This window comes from Pseudomonas sp. NPDC087346 (assembly GCF_044744235.1).
In the GTDB taxonomy this organism is placed as follows: domain Bacteria; phylum Pseudomonadota; class Gammaproteobacteria; order Pseudomonadales; family Pseudomonadaceae; genus Aquipseudomonas.
The window spans coordinates 52,055-68,939 of record NZ_JBIUXX010000015.1; the positions used below are offsets into that span (position 1 = coordinate 52,055).

At 60.4% G+C, this 16,885-nt stretch carries 22 protein-coding genes; 4 read left to right on the forward strand and 18 right to left on the reverse strand.

What is annotated here, in order from left to right; genetic code table 11:
• Positions 1-136: 136 nt before the first annotated feature.
• The 10 genes from ACIOZM_RS11830 to ACIOZM_RS11875 form a co-directional block, all read right to left on the reverse strand.
• A complete protein-coding gene (locus ACIOZM_RS11830) occupies positions 137-460 on the reverse strand; it encodes a DUF3392 domain-containing protein (protein ID WP_003229134.1) in 324 nt (107 codons plus the stop codon).
• 35 nt (positions 461-495) lie between these two features.
• The gene (gene hemW / locus ACIOZM_RS11835; RefSeq protein WP_401213615.1) at positions 496-1,701 is read right to left on the reverse strand and encodes a radical SAM family heme chaperone HemW; all 1,206 of its coding nucleotides are present in this window, start codon (positions 1,699-1,701) and stop codon (positions 496-498) included.
• Positions 1,698-2,294 carry an RdgB/HAM1 family non-canonical purine NTP pyrophosphatase gene (gene rdgB, locus ACIOZM_RS11840; RefSeq protein ID WP_201147631.1) on the reverse strand — a complete coding sequence of 199 codons (597 nt, stop codon included), beginning with the start codon at positions 2,292-2,294 and terminating at the stop codon, positions 1,698-1,700. Before rdgB ends, hemW begins: the two co-directional genes overlap by 4 nt.
• Positions 2,291-2,725, reverse strand: a complete 435-nt coding sequence (locus tag ACIOZM_RS11845; protein WP_401213618.1) for a DUF4426 domain-containing protein — start codon at positions 2,723-2,725, stop codon at positions 2,291-2,293. Before ACIOZM_RS11845 ends, rdgB begins: the two co-directional genes overlap by 4 nt.
• Before the next feature lie 26 nt (positions 2,726-2,751).
• On the reverse strand, positions 2,752-3,372 hold the full coding sequence (gene metW, locus ACIOZM_RS11850) for a methionine biosynthesis protein MetW (RefSeq protein ID WP_108591861.1): 621 nt from the start codon (positions 3,370-3,372) through the stop codon (positions 2,752-2,754).
• 7 nt (positions 3,373-3,379) lie between these two features.
• Positions 3,380-4,519: a homoserine O-acetyltransferase gene (locus tag ACIOZM_RS11855; protein WP_401213621.1), complete on the reverse strand. Its 1,140-nt coding sequence runs from the start codon at positions 4,517-4,519 to the stop codon at positions 3,380-3,382.
• Between the two features lie 223 nt (positions 4,520-4,742).
• Positions 4,743-5,033 (reverse strand): DUF167 domain-containing protein, encoded by a 291-nt coding sequence (locus ACIOZM_RS11860; protein ID WP_401213623.1) that lies wholly within the window; start codon positions 5,031-5,033, stop codon positions 4,743-4,745.
• Positions 5,030-5,620, reverse strand: a complete 591-nt coding sequence (locus tag ACIOZM_RS11865) for a YggT family protein (RefSeq protein ID WP_401213626.1) — start codon at positions 5,618-5,620, stop codon at positions 5,030-5,032. The genes ACIOZM_RS11860 and ACIOZM_RS11865 overlap by 4 nt, the downstream gene beginning before the upstream one ends.
• A 10-nt stretch (positions 5,621-5,630) precedes the next feature.
• On the reverse strand, positions 5,631-6,449 hold the full coding sequence (gene proC, locus ACIOZM_RS11870) for a pyrroline-5-carboxylate reductase (RefSeq protein ID WP_401213627.1): 819 nt from the start codon (positions 6,447-6,449) through the stop codon (positions 5,631-5,633).
• A 23-nt stretch (positions 6,450-6,472) separates the two neighbouring features.
• A complete protein-coding gene (locus tag ACIOZM_RS11875) occupies positions 6,473-7,159 on the reverse strand; it encodes a YggS family pyridoxal phosphate-dependent enzyme (RefSeq protein WP_401213630.1) in 687 nt (228 codons plus the stop codon).
• A 56-nt stretch (positions 7,160-7,215) separates the two neighbouring features.
• On the opposite strand from ACIOZM_RS11875, the gene ACIOZM_RS11880 reads away from it, so the two are divergent.
• Positions 7,216-8,250 (forward strand): type IV pilus twitching motility protein PilT, encoded by a 1,035-nt coding sequence (locus tag ACIOZM_RS11880; RefSeq protein ID WP_401213632.1) that lies wholly within the window; start codon positions 7,216-7,218, stop codon positions 8,248-8,250.
• A 94-nt stretch (positions 8,251-8,344) separates the two neighbouring features.
• On the opposite strand, the gene ACIOZM_RS11885 is transcribed toward ACIOZM_RS11880, so the two are convergent.
• Complete coding sequence (locus tag ACIOZM_RS11885; protein WP_401213634.1) at positions 8,345-8,968, reverse strand: C40 family peptidase; 624 nt, start codon at positions 8,966-8,968, stop codon at positions 8,345-8,347.
• A gap of 250 nt (positions 8,969-9,218) precedes the next feature.
• Here ACIOZM_RS11885 and ACIOZM_RS11890 point away from each other — a divergent pair, with 250 nt between their 5' ends.
• On the forward strand, positions 9,219-9,653 hold the full coding sequence (locus ACIOZM_RS11890) for an NINE protein (protein WP_401213637.1): 435 nt from the start codon (positions 9,219-9,221) through the stop codon (positions 9,651-9,653).
• A 92-nt stretch (positions 9,654-9,745) separates the two neighbouring features.
• Here the strand turns inward: ACIOZM_RS11890 and ACIOZM_RS11895 are convergent, their stop codons facing one another.
• From ACIOZM_RS11895 to gshB, 7 genes are all read right to left on the reverse strand, one after another.
• Positions 9,746-11,017: a dihydroorotase gene (locus ACIOZM_RS11895; RefSeq protein WP_401213638.1), complete on the reverse strand. Its 1,272-nt coding sequence runs from the start codon at positions 11,015-11,017 to the stop codon at positions 9,746-9,748.
• Positions 11,014-12,018, reverse strand: coding sequence for an aspartate carbamoyltransferase catalytic subunit (locus ACIOZM_RS11900; protein WP_095164512.1), 1,005 nt, complete (start codon positions 12,016-12,018; stop codon positions 11,014-11,016). Before ACIOZM_RS11900 ends, ACIOZM_RS11895 begins: the two co-directional genes overlap by 4 nt.
• Positions 12,019-12,045: 27 nt before the next feature.
• Positions 12,046-12,552, reverse strand: a complete 507-nt coding sequence (pyrR, locus tag ACIOZM_RS11905; RefSeq protein ID WP_401213641.1) for a bifunctional pyr operon transcriptional regulator/uracil phosphoribosyltransferase PyrR — start codon at positions 12,550-12,552, stop codon at positions 12,046-12,048.
• Between the two features lie 93 nt (positions 12,553-12,645).
• A complete protein-coding gene (ruvX, locus tag ACIOZM_RS11910) occupies positions 12,646-13,083 on the reverse strand; it encodes a Holliday junction resolvase RuvX (protein WP_401213643.1) in 438 nt (145 codons plus the stop codon).
• Positions 13,083-13,655 (reverse strand): YqgE/AlgH family protein, encoded by a 573-nt coding sequence (locus ACIOZM_RS11915; protein WP_401213646.1) that lies wholly within the window; start codon positions 13,653-13,655, stop codon positions 13,083-13,085. The genes ruvX and ACIOZM_RS11915 overlap by 1 nt, the downstream gene beginning before the upstream one ends.
• A gap of 237 nt (positions 13,656-13,892) precedes the next feature.
• Positions 13,893-14,792, reverse strand: coding sequence for an energy transducer TonB (locus ACIOZM_RS11920; protein WP_401213649.1), 900 nt, complete (start codon positions 14,790-14,792; stop codon positions 13,893-13,895).
• A gap of 77 nt (positions 14,793-14,869) precedes the next feature.
• Entirely contained in the window at positions 14,870-15,823 is a 954-nt protein-coding gene (gshB, locus tag ACIOZM_RS11925) for a glutathione synthase (protein WP_401213652.1), read from the reverse strand.
• A 225-nt stretch (positions 15,824-16,048) separates the two neighbouring features.
• Here gshB and pilG point away from each other — a divergent pair, with 225 nt between their 5' ends.
• Together pilG and pilH are read left to right on the forward strand one after the other, a co-directional pair.
• Positions 16,049-16,453 carry a twitching motility response regulator PilG gene (gene pilG / locus ACIOZM_RS11930; protein ID WP_116028398.1) on the forward strand — a complete coding sequence of 135 codons (405 nt, stop codon included), beginning with the start codon at positions 16,049-16,051 and terminating at the stop codon, positions 16,451-16,453.
• Between the two features lie 60 nt (positions 16,454-16,513).
• Positions 16,514-16,879, forward strand: a complete 366-nt coding sequence (gene pilH, locus ACIOZM_RS11935) for a twitching motility response regulator PilH (RefSeq protein WP_026000666.1) — start codon at positions 16,514-16,516, stop codon at positions 16,877-16,879.
• The last annotated feature ends 6 nt before the right edge of the window (positions 16,880-16,885 follow it).

The window sequence follows — 16,885 nt, forward strand, 5'->3', positions numbered from 1 at the left end:
ACAATTCTTTGTGCCCCACCACAACCCCTGTTATGCGTGCCGCCCCGTTGATATATTTTTATTATTAAAAAAAAAAAAAAAAAAAAATACCCCCGCGCCCCGCAGCTCCTACAGTTTTTTTGGGTGTGCTGAAAGATCAGCGGCGGTCGGCGACTACGCCGATCAACACCAGTACCACCAACAACACCGGCGCCAGGCTGTAGTTGTTGAACTGGCTCAAGCCCTTGACCACCCACGGTGTGGCGTAGATCAACGCAGCGCCGCTGCCGATCACGCACAGCAGGGCCATCAGCGGGACGCGCAAGGCGCCGGCGATGCTGCCCAGGCGTTGCTCGACCCAGCCTTTGAAGTCGGCGCCGAACAGCACCAGCAAGCAGCCCACCAGTGCCAAAGCGATTTCCGAGAGGTTGCTACGGCTCCAGCGCGAGACGGTGGCAAGCAGGTCGAGTATCAAATCCATGGGTTTTTCCTTAGGGCTGCCGTTTGGGATCGGGCTCAGCTCAAAAATTTCTGCAGCAAGTCGTTGAGAAACAGCTGTCCGCGCTCGGTGGCCGCCAGACGTGACGGTTCGACCTGCAACAAGCCACTTTGTTCGGCCTCTTGCCGGTGTTCGGCGAGACTCTCCAGCGACAGGCCGGTGCGTTCCGGATACAGGCGCGATTCCACCCCTTCAGTCAGGCGTAGCGCGTTCATCAGGAACTCGAACGGCATCTCGTCATTGGTCAGGGCCTTCTCGCCAGCGAGGAAGCTCTTCGCCGGATTCAGATAGTCCTTCGGCAGGCGGGTTTTCCAGGTGCGCACAATGCGCCCGTCCGGATGGCTGAGCTTGCCGTGCGCGCCTGCACCAATGCCGATGAAGTCGCCGAAACTCCAGTAATTGAGGTTGTGCCGTGCCGGGCGACCCGCCTGGGCATAGGCCGAGACTTCGTATTGCGCGTAACCGTGCTCGGCCAACAGCGCTTGCCCGGCTTCCTGAATGTCCCACAGCGTGTCGTCTTCCGGCAGCACTGGCGGCTGGTTCCAGAACACCGTATTCGGCTCCAGAGTCAGCTGATACCAGGAAATGTGCGTCGGCTGCAGTTCGATAGCCTGGCGCAAGTCGCTCAGCGCATCGTCCAGCGATTGATCGGGCAAGCCGTGCATCAAGTCCAGATTGAAGTTATCGAACCCGGCCTGACGCGCCATGCCGGCGGCGCGTACTGCTTCGTCGCCGTTGTGGATGCGGCCGAGCGCTTTGAGCTTTTCTGGCTGGAAGCTCTGGATGCCGATCGACAGGCGATTGATGCCAAGTTTGCGATACGCGACGAACTTCTCTTGTTCGAAGGTGCCGGGGTTGGCTTCCAGAGTGATTTCAATGTCACTGGCAAACGGAATGCGCGCCTCGACACCTTCCAGCAGCCGCCCAAGCGCTTCGGCGCTGAACAGGCTGGGCGTGCCGCCACCGAAGAAGATCGAGCTGATTTCCCGGCCATACACCGCGTGCAGGTCCTGATCGAGATCGGCCAGTAGCGCGTCGACGTATTCCTGCTCCGGCAACACCGGGCTGGCGGTGTGCGAGTTGAAGTCGCAATACGGGCATTTGCGCACACACCACGGGATGTGGATGTACAGCGCCAAGGGCGGCAGCGTTGGCAACGGGGCCCGAGGCGAGGAGTCGGCGCCGCCGATAATCAGCGACGACGCGGAGGAATCATGGGTCATTTCAAGCCCAGACGCTGGCGCAGCAGATCCATTGCTCGGGCGCGGTGGCTGATCTGGTTCTTGTCGGCCGGGCTCAGTTCAGCGCTGGAGACATTGCGCTCCGGCACCCAGAACAGCGGGTCGTAACCAAAACCGTGTTCGCCGCTGGCGGCGGTCAGGATGCGCCCGTGCCACAGGCCTTCGCAAAGGATCGGCAACGGATCATCGGCGTGCCGCACCAGCGCCAGAACGCAGACGAATTGCGCGCCGCGTTCTGCTTCCGGTACGTCTTTCAAGGCATCAAGCAGTTTGGCGTTGTTCGCCGCATCGCCCTTGCCGTCGGCATAACGCGCCGAATAGATGCCCGGCGCACCGCCGAGGAAATCCACCGCCAGTCCCGAGTCGTCGGCCAGCGCCGGCAAACCGGAAATGCGTGCAGCGTTGCGTGCCTTGAGAATCGCGTTCTCGACGAACGACAGACCGGTTTCTTCCGGCTCGACCTTGCTCCACTCGCCAATCGAGCGCAGTTGCACCGATTCGCCGAGCATCGCCTGGAGTTCTTTGAGTTTGCCGGCGTTATGGCTGGCCAGTACGAGTTGCTTGAGGTTCATCATTCGCCGGGGAAGAGCTCTTGGTTGAAGTTGATGGTGTTGATTTTGTCACCGGTCTGCACCTTGATCTCGAAGGTGCGGATTTCCTGCTGATCGACCGGGTATTGCGCGATGTAATAGACCGCGCCCTGTTCGCTGACCTGACGGAAATTCAGCGCCACGCTCTGGCTGGTCAGGTCCTTGACGGTGCCGGTGACGTTGCCGATCAACGGTTTGCCGTCCTTGATCACCGAGACATTGATCACGCCCTGATTCTTGCTGCGGATCAGTTCGGCAGCCTTGGCGATGTCCGGTTGCAGGTAAGTGGAGTTGAAAGTGTTGTAGTGCACCGTCACGTCGCCGAAGGTTTCCTGGCGCTCGCTTTTGATGACGTCGGCTGCCAGAGCGCTGACGCTCAGGCAGGCAGTAATTAACAACAACGCTAGACGACCCATGATCGTTCTCCTCGGAATGTCGTGGTTCAGACCGCGATCCGGTGATCTGCAAGCCCCGGACTGCTGACGCGGTAGATACCGATCTCACCTAACAGATTAGGCCATAGCTTACTGGCCCACCCGTGACGGTGCTGTTGATCCACGGCAAGCCGATCAATGACCTTCGCATCACGTTCGCGACAAAGTTCTTCAAAGTCTTCGAAGGTGCAGAAGTGAATGTTCGGCGTGTTGTACCAGGTGTACGGCAGAAACTCGGAAACCGGCATCCGGCCTTTGCTCGCCAGATACCAGCGGCAGCGCCAGTGCCCGAAGTTAGGGAAGGTGATGATGCACTGACGACCGACCCGCAGCATTTCGTCGAGGATCTTGTCCGGGTAATGCACGGCTTGCAGGGCCTGAGTCATTACGACGATATCGAAGCTGTTGCTGGCGAAGTTGCCCAGACCCTTGTCCAGATCCTGCTCGATGACGTTGATGCCTTTGGCCACGCACTCGGCAATGTTATCGGCGTCGTTTTCCAGGCCATAACCGGTGACTTGTTTGTTGTCGCGCAGCCAGGTCAGCAGTTCGCCATCACCGCAGCCGAGGTCGAGCACGCGGCTGCCGGCGGGGATCCATTCCTGGATGATTTCCAGATCAGCTCTCATGGCTTTCTCACAACGTGATTCGGTTCATGTAATTGCCGAATGCCTGCAAATAACGCGGGATCGGAATCAGGAAGGCGTCGTGGCCTTGCGGCGCATCGATTTCCAGGTAGCAGACGTCTTTGCGCGCTGCCATCAGTGCGTCCACCAGTTCCCGCGAACGGGCCGGGGAGAAGCGCCAGTCGGTGGTGAACGACATCACGCAGAACTTGGCACTGGCGTTTTCGAAGGTCTTGGCCAGGTTATCGTCGAAGTTGGCTGCCGGATCGAAGTAATCCAGCGCCTTGGTCATCAGCAGATAAGTGTTGGCATCGAAGCGCCCGGAGAACTCTTCGCCCTGATAGCGCAGGTAGCTTTCGACCTGGAACTCGACGCTGTGGAAGTCGTAGTTGAGCTTTTCACTCTTCAGGCCACGCCCGAATTTTTCGCCCATCGAGTCATCGGACAGATAAGTGATGTGCCCGACCATGCGCGCCAGCATCAAGCCACGCTTGGGGATCACCCCGGCTTCCTGGAATGAACCGCCATGGAATTCCGGGTCGGTGAGGATCGCCTGTCGCGCCACTTCGTTGAAGGCGATGTTCTGCGCCGACAACTTGGGGGCCGAGGCGATTGCCAGACAATGGCGGATGCGGTCGGGGTAGGTGATGCTCCACTGCATCGCCTGCATGCCGCCGAGACTGCCGCCGATCACGGCCGCCCATTGGCGGATGCCAATCAGGTCGGCCAGACGTGCCTGGCTGTGCACCCAGTCTTCCACGGTGAGCACCGGGAAGTCGGCACCGAACGGTTTGCCGGTCTCTGGGTTGATGCTGCTTGGGCCGGTAGAGCCGTTGCAGCCGCCGAGGTTGTTCAGGCTGACCACGAAGAACTTGTTGGTGTCGATCGGCTTGCCGGGGCCGATGCAGCTGTCCCACCAACCGGGTTTACGGTCGTCGGGGCTGTGATAACCAGCGGCGTGATGATGGCCGGACAAGGCGTGGCAAATCAGCACTGCGTTGCTCGCTTGCGCGTTGAGCGTGCCGTAGGTTTCGTAGATCAGGTCATAGGCTGGCAGCGAACGGCCACAGGCCAGGGCCAGCGGTTCGCTGAAGTGCGCCGTTTGCGGCGTCACCAGACCAACAGAATCGGGGGGAAAGGCAGTTGGCATCGACCCTGCTCTCGTTGAAATGAGGCGTAAGTCTAAAGACCGGTGGGGTTAGCGGCAAGCAACCATCGGGCCTGATTCAATCATTGAACGCAGCCCTTGTGGTGAGGGGATTTATCCCCGTTCGGCTGCGCAGCAGTCGTGAAACCTGCCGACCGGGTTTGCCTGCCGCAATGCAGGGGGCGGCTGCGCCACCCAACTGGGATAAATCCCCTCGCCACAGGGGTCAGGGACGCACCAGATCAGGCAACTCCGGCAACTTCTTCGGCGAGCAAATCTTCACCCGCTTCTGCCGGTTCAACTCACCGCTGAGCAAACTGACCTGGCTCTTGGAAACCCCAAAAGCCTTGGCCAGAAACCCGATCAGATACGCATTGGCCTTGCCCTCGACCGGCGGCGCGGTGAGGCGGATCTTCAGGCGATCACCGTGCAGCCCGGCGAAGTCATCGCTGCGGGCTGCCGGTTGCAGGTGACACTCGAGGATCAAGTCGTCACCGTCCCAGCGGAACCAGCTCACATCAGCAAGCGCAGGATTTCCGGCATCATCGTCATTGCCGCCAGATTGTTGATCACCAGCATGTCGATCAGCTTCAGCGCGAGAAAAGCGAAGATCGGCGACAGATCCAGCCCGCCGAGATTCGGCAGGAATTTGCGGAACGGTGCCAGGGCTGGCTCGCAGATCTGGTTTACCAGCTCGGCGCCCGGGTTATGGCTGCCCGGAGCGACCCACGAGAGGATCACGCTGATGATCAGGGCGAAGAAGAAAATCTTCAGGAACAGCGCGGTCACGCCGATGATCGACCAGATAAACAGTTGCAGCGGGTTACCGGTGGTGCCGTAAGTCAGCAGCAGGGTCAGCGCCATCAGTGCCAGTTGCACCAGGATCGCCAGCACCAGCGACGACATGTCGAGGCCGAACACGCTCGGGATGATCCGGCGCAGTGGCTTGAGCAGCGGCTGAGTGGCCTTGACGATGAACTGGCAGAGCGGGTTGTAGAAGTTCGCTCGCACCAGTTGCAGCACGAAGCGCAGCAGCACGATCAGCAGGTAAAGACTGCCGAGGGTTTGCAGCACGTAAACCGCTGCGGTGTTCAATCCAATCATGTAAGGCTCCTTATTTGCCCAGTTGTTCGGCCATTTCGGCCGAGCGGTGCGCGGCGGCGCCGAGTGCTTTTTCGACCAGAGCTTCGAAGCCCCCGGCCTGGAATGATTTGATTGCAGCTTCCGTAGTGCCGGCCGGCGAAGTCACGCGGCGGCGCAGTTCGGCGGCATCGACGTCACTGGCAACGGCCATGTGCGCGGCACCGAGAGCGGTCTGCAACGTCAGTTGTTCAGCGGTTTCTTTCGGCAGACCGAGTTTGACGCCCGCGGCAGTCATGGCTTCGATCAACAGGAAGAAGTACGCCGGGCCGGAACCGGACACCGCAGTCACCGCGTCCAGTTGCTGTTCTTCGTTGAGCCACAGGGCGATACCGACGGCGGACAGCAGCTCTTCGGCCTGCTGACGCTGTTCGGCGGTGACTTCGCTGGTCGCGTACAAACCGCTGACGCCCTGACGCAGCAGCGCCGGGGTGTTCGGCATGCAGCGCACGATTGGCTGCTCGCCAAGCCATGCGGTCATGCTCGCGCAAGTGATGCCGGCGGCAATCGAGACCACCAGTTGCTGCGGTTTCAGGCTTGGGCGAATGGCTTCGCAGGCGGCTTTCATCGCCTGCGGCTTGACCGCCAGCACGACCACGTCAGCGCCATCGATGGCTTGAGCGTTGTCGGCGAAGGTTTCGATGCCGTGTTCGGCGCTGACCCGGGCGCGGGTTTCTTCACCCGGATCGCTGGCGCGGATGTGTGCGGCTTCCAGACCCTTGGCCCGCAGGCCGCCGATCAGGCTGGCGGCCATGTTGCCGGCACCGATAAAGGCAATACGTGTGTTGCTCATGTCAGGTCCTTATCTGGAAATGTTCAAGATTGGGAATAGTCGCGGGCGCCAAACAGGGCCGTACCGATACGGACCCAGGTGGCGCCTTGGGCAATGGCCGACTCGAGGTCGTGGCTCATGCCCATGGAAAGTGTGTCGAGCGGCAGATCGAGGCTGGCCTGTAAACGTTGTACAGCAGCGAACGCGGCATCCTGCTCGGCGCGATCTTCGGTCGGTTCGGGAATCGCCATCAGCCCACGCAGCTTCAGGCGCGGCAAGGCACTGATGGCTTGCGCCAGCGCCGGCAGATCCTGCGGGGTGCAGCCGGACTTGCTGGCTTCGCCGCTGACGTTGACCTGAATGCAGATGTTCAGTGGCGGCAGGTTTTCCGGACGTTGCTCGGACAGACGTTGTGCAATTTTCAGGCGATCCACGGAGTGCACCCAGTCGAAATGCTCGGCGATGGCGCGAGTCTTGTTCGATTGAATGGGGCCGATGAAGTGCCAGATCAAGGGCAGGTCGGCCAGTTCGAGCTGTTTGCTCAGGGCCTCCTGCAGATAGTTCTCGCCAAAGTCCCGCAGGCCGGCGGCATGGGCCTCTCGCAGTGCTTCGGCAGGTTTGGTCTTGCTCACGGCCAGCAACTGGATGCTGTTTTCGTCGCGCCCGGCGGCTTGGGCTGCGGCGCGGATGCGTGAACCAACCAGTTGAATGTTGTCTGCTATCGTGGACATCAAGAGGCGCCAGCGGTCTGAAGGTTCGCGGCATTCTACTGGAATTGAGGAGCGTCATGGATATCACTGAACTGCTGGCGTTCAGCGCCAAACAGGGAGCTTCCGACCTGCACCTGTCGGCCGGTCTGCCGCCGATGATCCGCGTCGATGGCGATGTGCGGCGGATCAATCTGCCGGCGCTGGATCACAAGCAAGTGCACGAATTGATCTACGACATCATGAACGACACCCAACGGGTGGACTTCGAGAAACATCTGGAAACCGACTTTTCCTTCGAAGTCCCCGGTGTCGCGCGCTTCCGGGTCAATGCATTCAACCAGAACCGTGGCGCCGGGGCGGTATTCCGCACCATTCCGTCGAAAGTGCTGAGCATGGAAGACCTCGGCATGGGCGATGTCTTCCGCAAGATCACCGATGCGCCACGCGGGCTGGTGCTGGTGACCGGGCCGACCGGTTCCGGCAAGTCGACCACGCTGGCGGCGATGATCGATTACCTCAACAGCCATCGCCATCATCACATTCTGACCATCGAAGACCCGATCGAATTCGTCCACGAATCGCGAAAATGTCTGATCAACCAGCGTGAGGTTCATCGTGACACCCGCAGCTTCGCCACGGCGCTGCGCTCGGCGTTGCGTGAGGACCCGGACGTGATTCTTGTGGGCGAGATGCGCGACCTCGAAACCATTCGCCTGGCATTGACCGCTGCCGAGACCGGGCATCTGGTGTTTGGCACGCTGCACACCACCTCAGCGGCGAAAACCATCGACCGCGTGGTGGACGTATTTCCCGGCGACGAGAAGTCGATGGTGCGTTCGATGCTGTCGGAGTCTTTGCTGGCCGTGGTCTCGCAATCGCTGATCAAGAAGATCGGCGGCGGACGGGTGGCGGCGCACGAGATCATGCTGGGAACGTCGGCGATCCGTAACCTGATCCGCGAGGACAAAGTGGCGCAGATGTATTCGGCGATTCAGACGGGTGGGTCGCTGGGGATGCAGACACTCGACATGTGCCTGAAGGACCTGGTGACCAAGGGCTTGATCAGCCGTGAACATGCGCGGGAGAAGGCGCGTACGCCGGATAACTTCTGAAAGCAAAAGATCGCAGCCTTCGGCAGCTCCTACACAGATCAACTGTAGGAGCTGCCGAAGGCTGCGATCTTTTGATCTTGCCTTTCCTGAAGCCTTAGCGCTGAACCACGCGCATTTGCTTGCCGGCAGGTTCTTTCGGCAGTACGCGCTTGGCGACTACGTAATGCTGCTGCCAGTACGGTTTGTTCAGCGTATCGATGCTCACCGCTTTGCCACGACGAGGTGCGTGGATGAAGCGGTCGTTGCCCAGGTAGATGGCAACGTGGTTGACCCGACGGCTCTTGATGTTGAAGAAAATCAGGTCGCCCGGTTTCAGATCCTTGCGTTCGACTTTCTCGCCGTGACCGCTGGCCATGGCGTTGGAGGTGCGTGGCAGGTCGAATGTGGCGTCGTTGAACGCATATTTCACCAGACCGCTGCAATCAAAGCCTTTACTTGGGCTGCTGCCGCCCCAACGATAAGGAGTACCGAGGACGTTTACCGCGCGACTCAGGACGTTGCTGCTTTCCTTGTTCGCCATCGGTGGCACCAGCTTGCTGTGACTCTTGCTGCTCAGCGTGGTGGTTTTGCTTTTGCTGCTTTTGCTCGAAGGGGCAGAAGCATGGGATTTAGGGGTGAAACCGTTAACGTTGGGAAGACGTTGCTCACGATTGGTGGCGTGGGCGGCCAGTGGCATTAATAGGCAGATGGTTAGCCATGTCTTGAAGAATGGTCGCATTAGGCGTGGCTCTTATGTGTTAGCGCGCAACTTTATAACAGCTTTTTTGTCCCTTCCGGGGCCGTTGGTCGATTCAACCCGGCGGTCAATTTCGCCCAACAAGCGGCAATTTGGCGCAATTGTCGGACACAACCCAAGCCCCACAAGGCTTTCAGCAAAGTGTAACGTTGGCGAACCACTTGTCGGCTGGACATAAAAAAGTCACAGAAATGCAGAAAAAATTTATCTATCGACGCAAATGAGGCCATTCATGAACAGCTATCAGCTTCCCCGTGTGAAGCAAAAAGACACCCACAGCAAGGTGATCGGTTACCTGTTGTGGATTTTCGGTTTTACCGGCGCTCACCGCTTCTACTACGGCAAACCGGTGACCGGGACGATCTGGTTCTTCACTTTCGGTTTGCTGGGCATTGGCTGGCTGATCGACGTGTTTCTGATCCCGGCAATGGACCGGGAAGCGGATCTGCGGTTTGCCGCAGGGCCGATCGAATACAACGTGGCGTGGATTCTGCTGACGTTTCTCGGGGTGTTCGGCGTGCACCGGATGTATCAGGGCAAGTGGATCAGCGGATTACTGTACTTGCTGACGGGCGGGTTGTTCTTTATTGGCGTGCTGTATGACTTCTGGACGCTGAACGATCAGGTCTCGGTGCGTAACGCGCAAAACCGCGGCGCCTTCCAGTAAGCCATCGCCAGCAGGCTGGCCCCCACAAGGGATCTGTGATCTACACAAATCCCTGTGGGAGCCAGCCTGCTGGCGATTGGGGCAACTGGATATCAGGCCTGGTGGCTGATCCGGCCGTCCACCAGGGTGTAACGCACCACACCCGGCAGGCTATGGCCGAAGAACGGGCAGTTCTCGCCCTTCGACAGCCAGGTCTCGCCAGCAACCGTCGAGGCCTTCGGATCGAACAGCACGATATCCGCCGGGCCACCCACCGCCAGCTTGCCCGCCGGCAGGCGCAGCGCCTCGGCCGGGCCAGCGCTCAGACGAGCGAGCAAGGTCGGCAGATCCAGCAAGCCATCCTCGACCAGCGTCATCGCCAGTGGCAGCAACAGCTCAACACTGCTGATGCCCGGCTCGGTCGCGCCGAACGGCGCCAGTTTGGCGTCACGCTCATGCGGCTGGTGATGGCTGGAAATCGCCGAAACCACGCCGGACTTGAGCGCTGCACGCAGGCCATCACGGTCAGCGCGGGTGCGCAGTGGCGGCTGGACGTGGTACAGGCTGCTGAAGTCGATCAGCGCTTCGTCAGTCAGGATCAGTTGATACAACGCGACATCCGCCGTGACCTTCAAGCCACGCGCCTGCGCCTGAGCGATCAACGCGACACCGCGAGCGCTGGTGAGCTGGCTGAAGTGCGCGCGCACGCCGGTCTGCTCGACCAGCAACAGATCCCGGGCCAAAGCCACGGTTTCCGCAGTTTCCGGAATCCCCGGCAGACCAAGGAAGCTTGCCGTCGGGCCTTCGTGGGCCAGACCGCCATCGGCGAGGTCGTGATCCTGCGAGTTGAAAATCACCGTCAGGTCAAACGTCGCCGCGTAATCCAGCGCCCGGCACAGGGTGCGGGTGTTGCGGAAACTTTCCAGACCGTTGCCGAACGCCACGCAACCGGCGTCGCGCAGTGCCACCAGTTCTGCCAGCTGTTCGCCATCCAGACCTTTGCTCAGTGCACCAATCGGGAAGACTTTGGTGTTGCCGGCCTCACGGGCGCGGTCGAGGATCAGCTCGGTCACGGCGGAAGTGTCGAGCACCGGTTTGGTCTGCGGTGGGCAGCACAGGCTGGTCACGCCACCGGCTGCGGCGGCGCGGGTTTCGCTGGCAATCGAACCTTTGCGGCTGTAACCCGGCTCGCGCAGGGCGACGTTGAGGTCGACCAGCCCTGGAGCTGCCACCAGCCCTTGGGCGTCGATGGTTTCCAGAGCGCTGAAACCGGCCGGAGCGGCGCCAAGGGCGACGATCTTGCAGGCTTCGATATGAATGTCGGTGACTTGATCCAGACCCGAGGTCGGATCGATGACGCGTGCGCCGAGAATGCTGAGCTTCACTGGGCGTTCTCCTGCTCGAATTGGCGCTGGGCTGTCTGCCCGCTCATGGCCATGGACAGCACGGCCATACGAATCGCGATGCCGTAGGTCACCTGATTGAGGATCACCGAGTGCGGGCCGTCGGCCACTGCAGACTCGATTTCCACCCCCCGGTTGATCGGCCCCGGGTGCATGACGATGCAATCCGGTTTGGCGCCGGCCAGACGTGCGGTGGTCAGGCCGAACAGGCGATAGAACTCGCCTTCGCTCGGCAGCAGGCCGCCGGTCATGCGCTCGCGTTGCAGGCGCAGCATGATCACCACATCGACATCTTTCAGGCCTTCGGTCATGTCGGTGTAGACCTTCACGCCGTATTGCTCGATGCCGATCGGCAGCAGGGTTTTCGGCGCGATCACGCGAATGTCCGGGCAACCGAGGGTCTTCAGCGCGAGCATGTTCGAGCGCGCCACCCGCGAGTGCAGGATGTCGCCGACGATGGCCACCGAGAGATTCTCGAAGCTGCCCTTGTGCCGACGGATGGTCAGCATGTCGAGCATGCCCTGCGTCGGGTGCGCGTGACGGCCGTCACCGCCGTTGATGATCGCCACTTGTGGGCAAACATGTTCGGCGATGAAGTGCGCGGCACCGGAATCACCGTGGCGCACGACGAACATGTCGGCGGCCATGGCTTCCAGGTTGCGCAGGGTGTCGAGCAGCGTTTCACCCTTGCTCGCCGACGAAGTCGAGACGTTCAGGGTGATCACGTCCGCCGACAGCCGCTGGGCTGCCAGTTCGAAGGTGGTGCGGGTGCGGGTCGAGTTTTCGAAGAACACGTTGCACACGGTCTTGCCGCGCAGCAACGGGACCTTCTTCACAGCCCGGGCACCGACTTCGAGGAACGAGTCGGCGGTGTCGAGGATTTCCGTCAGCAACTCGCGGCGCAGGCCGTCGAGCGAGAGGAAGTGGCGCAGCTGGCCCTGATCATTGAGCTGCAGCGGGCGCTTGGTATCTAGAGGCGTCATCGCGAGGGGGACTCTCAATAGGGCGGATTAAAGGGCAAAGTCTTGCAGTTCGAGCGTCAGCGGCGACGGACCGGACAGCTTGACCCGTTCGTGGGCGGCCAGACTCAGGGTCGCGCCAACCACATTCGGGCGGATCGGCAGTTCGCCGGCGTCCAGGTCCAGCAGGCAGACCAGCGTCACGCTGGCCGGGCGGCCGTAGTCGAACAATTCATTCAGAGCGGCGCGGATGGTGCGGCCGCTCATCAATACGTCATCGATCAGCACCAGATGCTGGCCTTCGATCTCGAAGGGCAGGGCGGACGGACGCACTTGCGGGTGCAGGCCGTTCTGGCTGAAGTCGTCGCGGTAGAAGGAAACATCCAGCGTGCCTAGCGGCGCATCACTGCCCAGCTCGGCAAGCAGGGCCTGAGCCACCCAGACACCGCCAGTGCGGATGCCGATGTAACGCGGTTCGCTGATACCACGGTGGGCAAGGTGCGCCTTGAGGCGGATCGCCATCTGAGTGATCAGTTCGGCGGGATTTGGCAGGCTCATGGTTGCTCCTTCTTGGCCCGAGCCTCGTTGTCCGGATACAGCACGGATCGTTGGCGCGGGTTATCACTTAAAAGAGAAGCGCCGTAGCGCTTTTCAGGATTCAAACAATGCGGTGTTTTCGTCGAGCCAGCCTTGCAGCAGCAGGGCGGCGGCGATGGCGTCCACGGGGTTGTCGCGGTAACTGCCTTTCTGTCCGCCGCGCACCAGTCGTTCGCCCTTGGCTTCGAAGGTGGTCAGGCGTTCATCGTGGGTATAGAACGGCAGGTTGAAGCGGCCGTTGAGGCGGCGGGCGAACTTTTCGGCGCGTTCGCACATGTCGCTGCGCGTGCCGTCCATGTTCAGCGGCAGGCCAACCACTACGGCGTCGGGCTTCCATTCCTTTATCAGCGCTTCAACTTGATTCCAGTCGGGAACACCATTTTGCGCTTTCAGGGTGCAGAGTTCGCGGGCCTGGCCGGTAATTACCTGGCCGACCGCCACGCCTATCTGCTTGGTGCCGTAGTCGAAGCCGAGAATCAGGCGCAGAGCCATCAGGCGTGCCCCGCCTGGCTGGTCAGCAAGTTGAGGTTGATCCCCAAGTGCCGGGCCGCTGCTTCAAGGCGCAACTCGCTGCTGGTGTTGAACAGGATGTCGGCGTCGTACGGGCAGGTCAGCCAGGCGTTGTCGGCCATTTCGGCCTCCAGTTGCCCTGCTTCCCAACCGGCGTAGCCGAGGGCGATCAGGCTTTTCGCCGGGCCGACGCCGTCAGCGATGGCGAACAGCACGTCCTGCGAAGTCGACAGCGCCAGATCACCGTCCAGCTCGACGGTGGCCTGGAAGGTCTTGCCCGAAGGATGCAGGACAAAACCGCGATCAGTCTGCACCGGGCCGCCGATGAAGATCGGCACATGCTGGCACAGCACTGGCGGATCGATGTCGGGGCGCAATTGTTCGAGGATGTCGGCCAGATTCAGCTCTTGCGGTCGATTGACCACCAGCCCCATGGCGCCATCGGCCGTGTGCTCGACGATGTAGGTCAAGGTGTGGGCAAAGTTCGGGTCGGCCATGTGTGGCATGGCGATCAGGAAGTGATGCTTGAGGTAGCTGGGGCTGACGTTTTTCATGTGCGCTAGTGTGGCGTTCGGGGGGCAAACTGACAAGCTGGAGATACTTGCACCACCACAGTCCCAATGTGCGAGCGAGCCTCTGTGGTGAGGGGATTTATCCCCGTTCGGCTGCGCAGCAGTCGCAAAATCATTCGGCTCGGTGTGTCAGGGATGGCCGGGTCTCTGGGTTTTGGGGGCGTTTCGCACCCCAACGGGGATAAATCCCCTCGCCACAAAAGTCCTTCAGGGTGCTGTTCAGTTACTGGAGAGCTTGTCGCCGCGGGCGAATTTCCAGGTACGGATGATTTCCAGGCGGTCGATGTCCGACAGGTCCCCGGTAAAGGGGGCAAACGGTGCTGCCAGCCGGACGATGCGCTGCGCCGCCTGATCCAGCAGCGGCTGGCCGGATGATTCCAGCACCAGCACTTCATACAGCGAACCGTCGCGATTGATCGAAACCATCAACCGCAAGTTGCCGTAGATCTGCTTGCGGCGGGCTTCTTCCGGGTAATTGAGGTTGCCGATGCGCTCGACCTTCTTGCGCCAGTCGTCCTTGTACCAGGCGCCCTTGTCGCGCATGGTCGACGCCGCGCTGAGGCGGTGGATGCGCGGGCGCTTGGCGTACAGCTGTTGTTCGTTGGCCAGTTCCGCTTCGAGGCTGGCGATGTCGCTGGACAGCTGCGAGCTGTCGAAGGTTGGCGCCTCGACCGCCGGTTTGGTCTCGGTCTTGGCCTCTTCCTTCTTGGTCGGGGCCTTTTGCGGTTTTGGCGCGATGGTGGTCACGGCTGCCTTGGGCGCCGCTTCCTTCACTTCAGCCTTGGCGGCCGGTGGCGGAGTGACCTTCTTGACCTGATTGTCCTGGAACGGCGCGACCTCGGTGGTCTTGGGAATCGCCTTCTTGTCCAGGGTGCCGCTGCCTTCCTGGTTTTCCTGAGCGAGGAAATCCGCCTTTTTGGGCTTGGTCTCGCTCTTGAACGTGGCGAGGGTGATTTCCAGGGTTTTGCTGATTTGCTTGGGCTCGACCATCGTGAAGCCGACGCCGAGCAGCAGCGCCAAATGAATCAGCGCCGCGAGAAACAGGGTAAATCCGAGGCGATCGGCCGGGCGCGCGCCACGGTGGGCGAGTTCAGCGGGCAGTTCGGACGGAAGTGTCATGACAAGAAAACCAACATCGCGTTTTTCACAGGCCGCGCATGATAACGCAATGTTGGTTTCATCTTGGTTGTTCTATCTCAACGAGCCTTGAGCTTCTGATCGATGGCATCCATCAGCATCCCGCCGATGTCGGTGCCAAAGGCGTTGTCGATTTCGCGGATGCAGGTCGGGCTGGTGACGTTGATCTCGGTCAGATGCTCACCGATCACATCCAGACCGACGAACAGCAGGCCTTTTTCACGCAGGGTCGGGCCGACTTGTGCGGCGATCCAGCGATCCTTGTCGGTCAGCGGACGGGCTTCGCCACGACCACCGGCGGCGAGGTTGCCACGGGTTTCACCTTGCGCCGGAATCCGCGCCAGGCAGTAATCCACCGGTTCGCCGTCGATCATCAGGATGCGTTTGTCGCCATCCTTGATCGCGGGCAGGTAAGCCTGGCCCATGATTTGCTGGCCACCGAGGGCGGTGAGGGTTTCCAGAATCACCGACAGGTTCGGATCACCGACGCGATGGCGGAAGATCGACGTGCCGCCCATACCGTCGAGTGGCTTGAGGATCACGTCGCCGTGCTTGGCGGCAAATTCGCGCAGGACATCGGCACGACGACTGACCACGGTCGGCGGCGTGCACTGCGGGAACAGCGTGGCGAACAGCTTTTCATTGCAGTCGCGCAGGCTCTGCGGTTTGTTGACCACCAGTACACCAGCGGCTTCAGCCTGTTCGAGCAGGTAAGTGGAGTAGACGAACTCCATGTCGAACGGCGGGTCCTTGCGCATCAGGATCACGTCGAGGTCGCTGAGCAGCGAATCCTGCTCGGCATCCAGTTCGAACCATTTTTCCGGGTTGGCGAAGACTTTCAGCGGGCGCATCCGCGCCCGGGCCTGGCCTTCGGCCTGATACAGGTCGCGCTGTTCCATATAGAACAGTTCCCAGCCACGCTTTTGCGCGGCCAGCAGCATGGCCAGCGAGCTATCCTTTTTATAGGAAATGCTGGCGATAGGGTCCATGACAATCCCGACGCGAACGCTCATTGGGTTTTCCTCGAAAATTGGCTACCGGATCGGTATTGAAAAAGTGGCGTCAGAGTGGCTCCGGGCGGGTTTTCGGTCAAGGAAAAACCCGTCGATAGATTGGATAAGGAGACTGTGCTAAAAAGGCTGCCAAGTCATGCTGGCCCTTGAGCATCAAGGGTTTCGAGCTATCGATTACTCGTAAACGGACAAATTGATTCGCAAAGGCGACGGTAGAGCCCTCTTATGGAACAGCAGTCCAGCGCCTTGAAGGTCATGGTGATCGACGACTCGAAAACGATTCGCCGCACCGCCGAAACATTGTTGAAAAATGTGGGTTGTGAAGTCATCACGGCGATCGACGGTTTCGACGCTCTGGCGAAGATCGCCGACAACCATCCCGGGATCATTTTTGTCGACATCATGATGCCGCGTCTGGATGGTTATCAGACCTGCGCTTTAATCAAGAACAACAGTGCGTTCAAGGCCACGCCAGTGATCATGCTGTCGTCCCGGGACGGACTGTTCGACAAGGCCAAGGGGCGGATTGTCGGTTCTGATCAATTTTTGACCAAGCCTTTCAGCAAGGAAGAACTGCTCAGTGCGATTCAGGCCCATGTTCCGGGCTTCGCCGCCGTTTTGCCGCAGTAAGACACGTACAGAGACGCTCGGCCAGCGGGCCGGATGTCGACAAGAAAAATGGGGAAGACCATGGCACGTATCCTGATCGTCGATGATTCGCCGACCGAAATGTACAAACTGACCGGCATGCTCGAAAAGCACGGCCATGAAGTGTTGAAAGCCGAAAACGGCGCCGATGGCGTGGCACTGGCCCGCCAGGAAAAACCCGACGCGGTGCTGATGGACATCGTCATGCCCGGCCTTAACGGTTTTCAGGCCACCCGACAGCTGACCAAAGACCCGGAAACCGGGCACATCCCGGTGATCATCATCACCACCAAGGATCAGGAAACCGACAAGGTCTGGGGCACACGCCAGGGCGCCAAGGATTACCTGACCAAACCGGTCGACGAAGACACCCTGATCAAGACCCTGAACAACGTACTGAAGGGTTGATCGCGC

Bases quoted from the DNA above. Each gene is read 5' to 3' on its own strand.
- ACIOZM_RS11845 (WP_401213618.1), bottom strand. From the start codon at position 2,725: ATGGGTCGTCTAGCGTTGTTGTTAATTACTGCCTGCCTGAGCGTCAGC.
- ACIOZM_RS11885 (WP_401213634.1), bottom strand. From the start codon at position 8,968: ATGCGACCATTCTTCAAGACATGGCTAACCATCTGCCTATTAATGCCA.
- pyrR (WP_401213641.1), bottom strand. From the start codon at position 12,552: ATGAGCCTGCCAAATCCCGCCGAACTGATCACTCAGATGGCGATCCGC.
- ACIOZM_RS11855 (WP_401213621.1), bottom strand. From the start codon at position 4,519: ATGCCAACTGCCTTTCCCCCCGATTCTGTTGGTCTGGTGACGCCGCAA.
- metW (WP_108591861.1), bottom strand. From the start codon at position 3,372: ATGAGAGCTGATCTGGAAATCATCCAGGAATGGATCCCCGCCGGCAGC.
- pilH (WP_026000666.1), top strand. From the start codon at position 16,514: ATGGCACGTATCCTGATCGTCGATGATTCGCCGACCGAAATGTACAAA.
- gshB (WP_401213652.1), bottom strand. From the start codon at position 15,823: ATGAGCGTTCGCGTCGGGATTGTCATGGACCCTATCGCCAGCATTTCC.
- ACIOZM_RS11880 (WP_401213632.1), top strand. From the start codon at position 7,216: ATGGATATCACTGAACTGCTGGCGTTCAGCGCCAAACAGGGAGCTTCC.
- ACIOZM_RS11900 (WP_095164512.1), bottom strand. From the start codon at position 12,018: ATGACGCCTCTAGATACCAAGCGCCCGCTGCAGCTCAATGATCAGGGC.
- ACIOZM_RS11915 (WP_401213646.1), bottom strand. From the start codon at position 13,655: ATGAAAAACGTCAGCCCCAGCTACCTCAAGCATCACTTCCTGATCGCC.
- ACIOZM_RS11890 (WP_401213637.1), top strand. From the start codon at position 9,219: ATGAACAGCTATCAGCTTCCCCGTGTGAAGCAAAAAGACACCCACAGC.
- pilG (WP_116028398.1), top strand. From the start codon at position 16,049: ATGGAACAGCAGTCCAGCGCCTTGAAGGTCATGGTGATCGACGACTCG.
- ruvX (WP_401213643.1), bottom strand. From the start codon at position 13,083: ATGGCTCTGCGCCTGATTCTCGGCTTCGACTACGGCACCAAGCAGATA.
- ACIOZM_RS11875 (WP_401213630.1), bottom strand. From the start codon at position 7,159: ATGTCCACGATAGCAGACAACATTCAACTGGTTGGTTCACGCATCCGC.
- ACIOZM_RS11920 (WP_401213649.1), bottom strand. From the start codon at position 14,792: ATGACACTTCCGTCCGAACTGCCCGCTGAACTCGCCCACCGTGGCGCG.
- proC (WP_401213627.1), bottom strand. From the start codon at position 6,449: ATGAGCAACACACGTATTGCCTTTATCGGTGCCGGCAACATGGCCGCC.
- rdgB (WP_201147631.1), bottom strand. From the start codon at position 2,294: ATGATGAACCTCAAGCAACTCGTACTGGCCAGCCATAACGCCGGCAAA.
- hemW (WP_401213615.1), bottom strand. From the start codon at position 1,701: ATGACCCATGATTCCTCCGCGTCGTCGCTGATTATCGGCGGCGCCGAC.
- ACIOZM_RS11830 (WP_003229134.1), bottom strand. From the start codon at position 460: ATGGATTTGATACTCGACCTGCTTGCCACCGTCTCGCGCTGGAGCCGT.
- ACIOZM_RS11865 (WP_401213626.1), bottom strand. From the start codon at position 5,620: ATGATTGGATTGAACACCGCAGCGGTTTACGTGCTGCAAACCCTCGGC.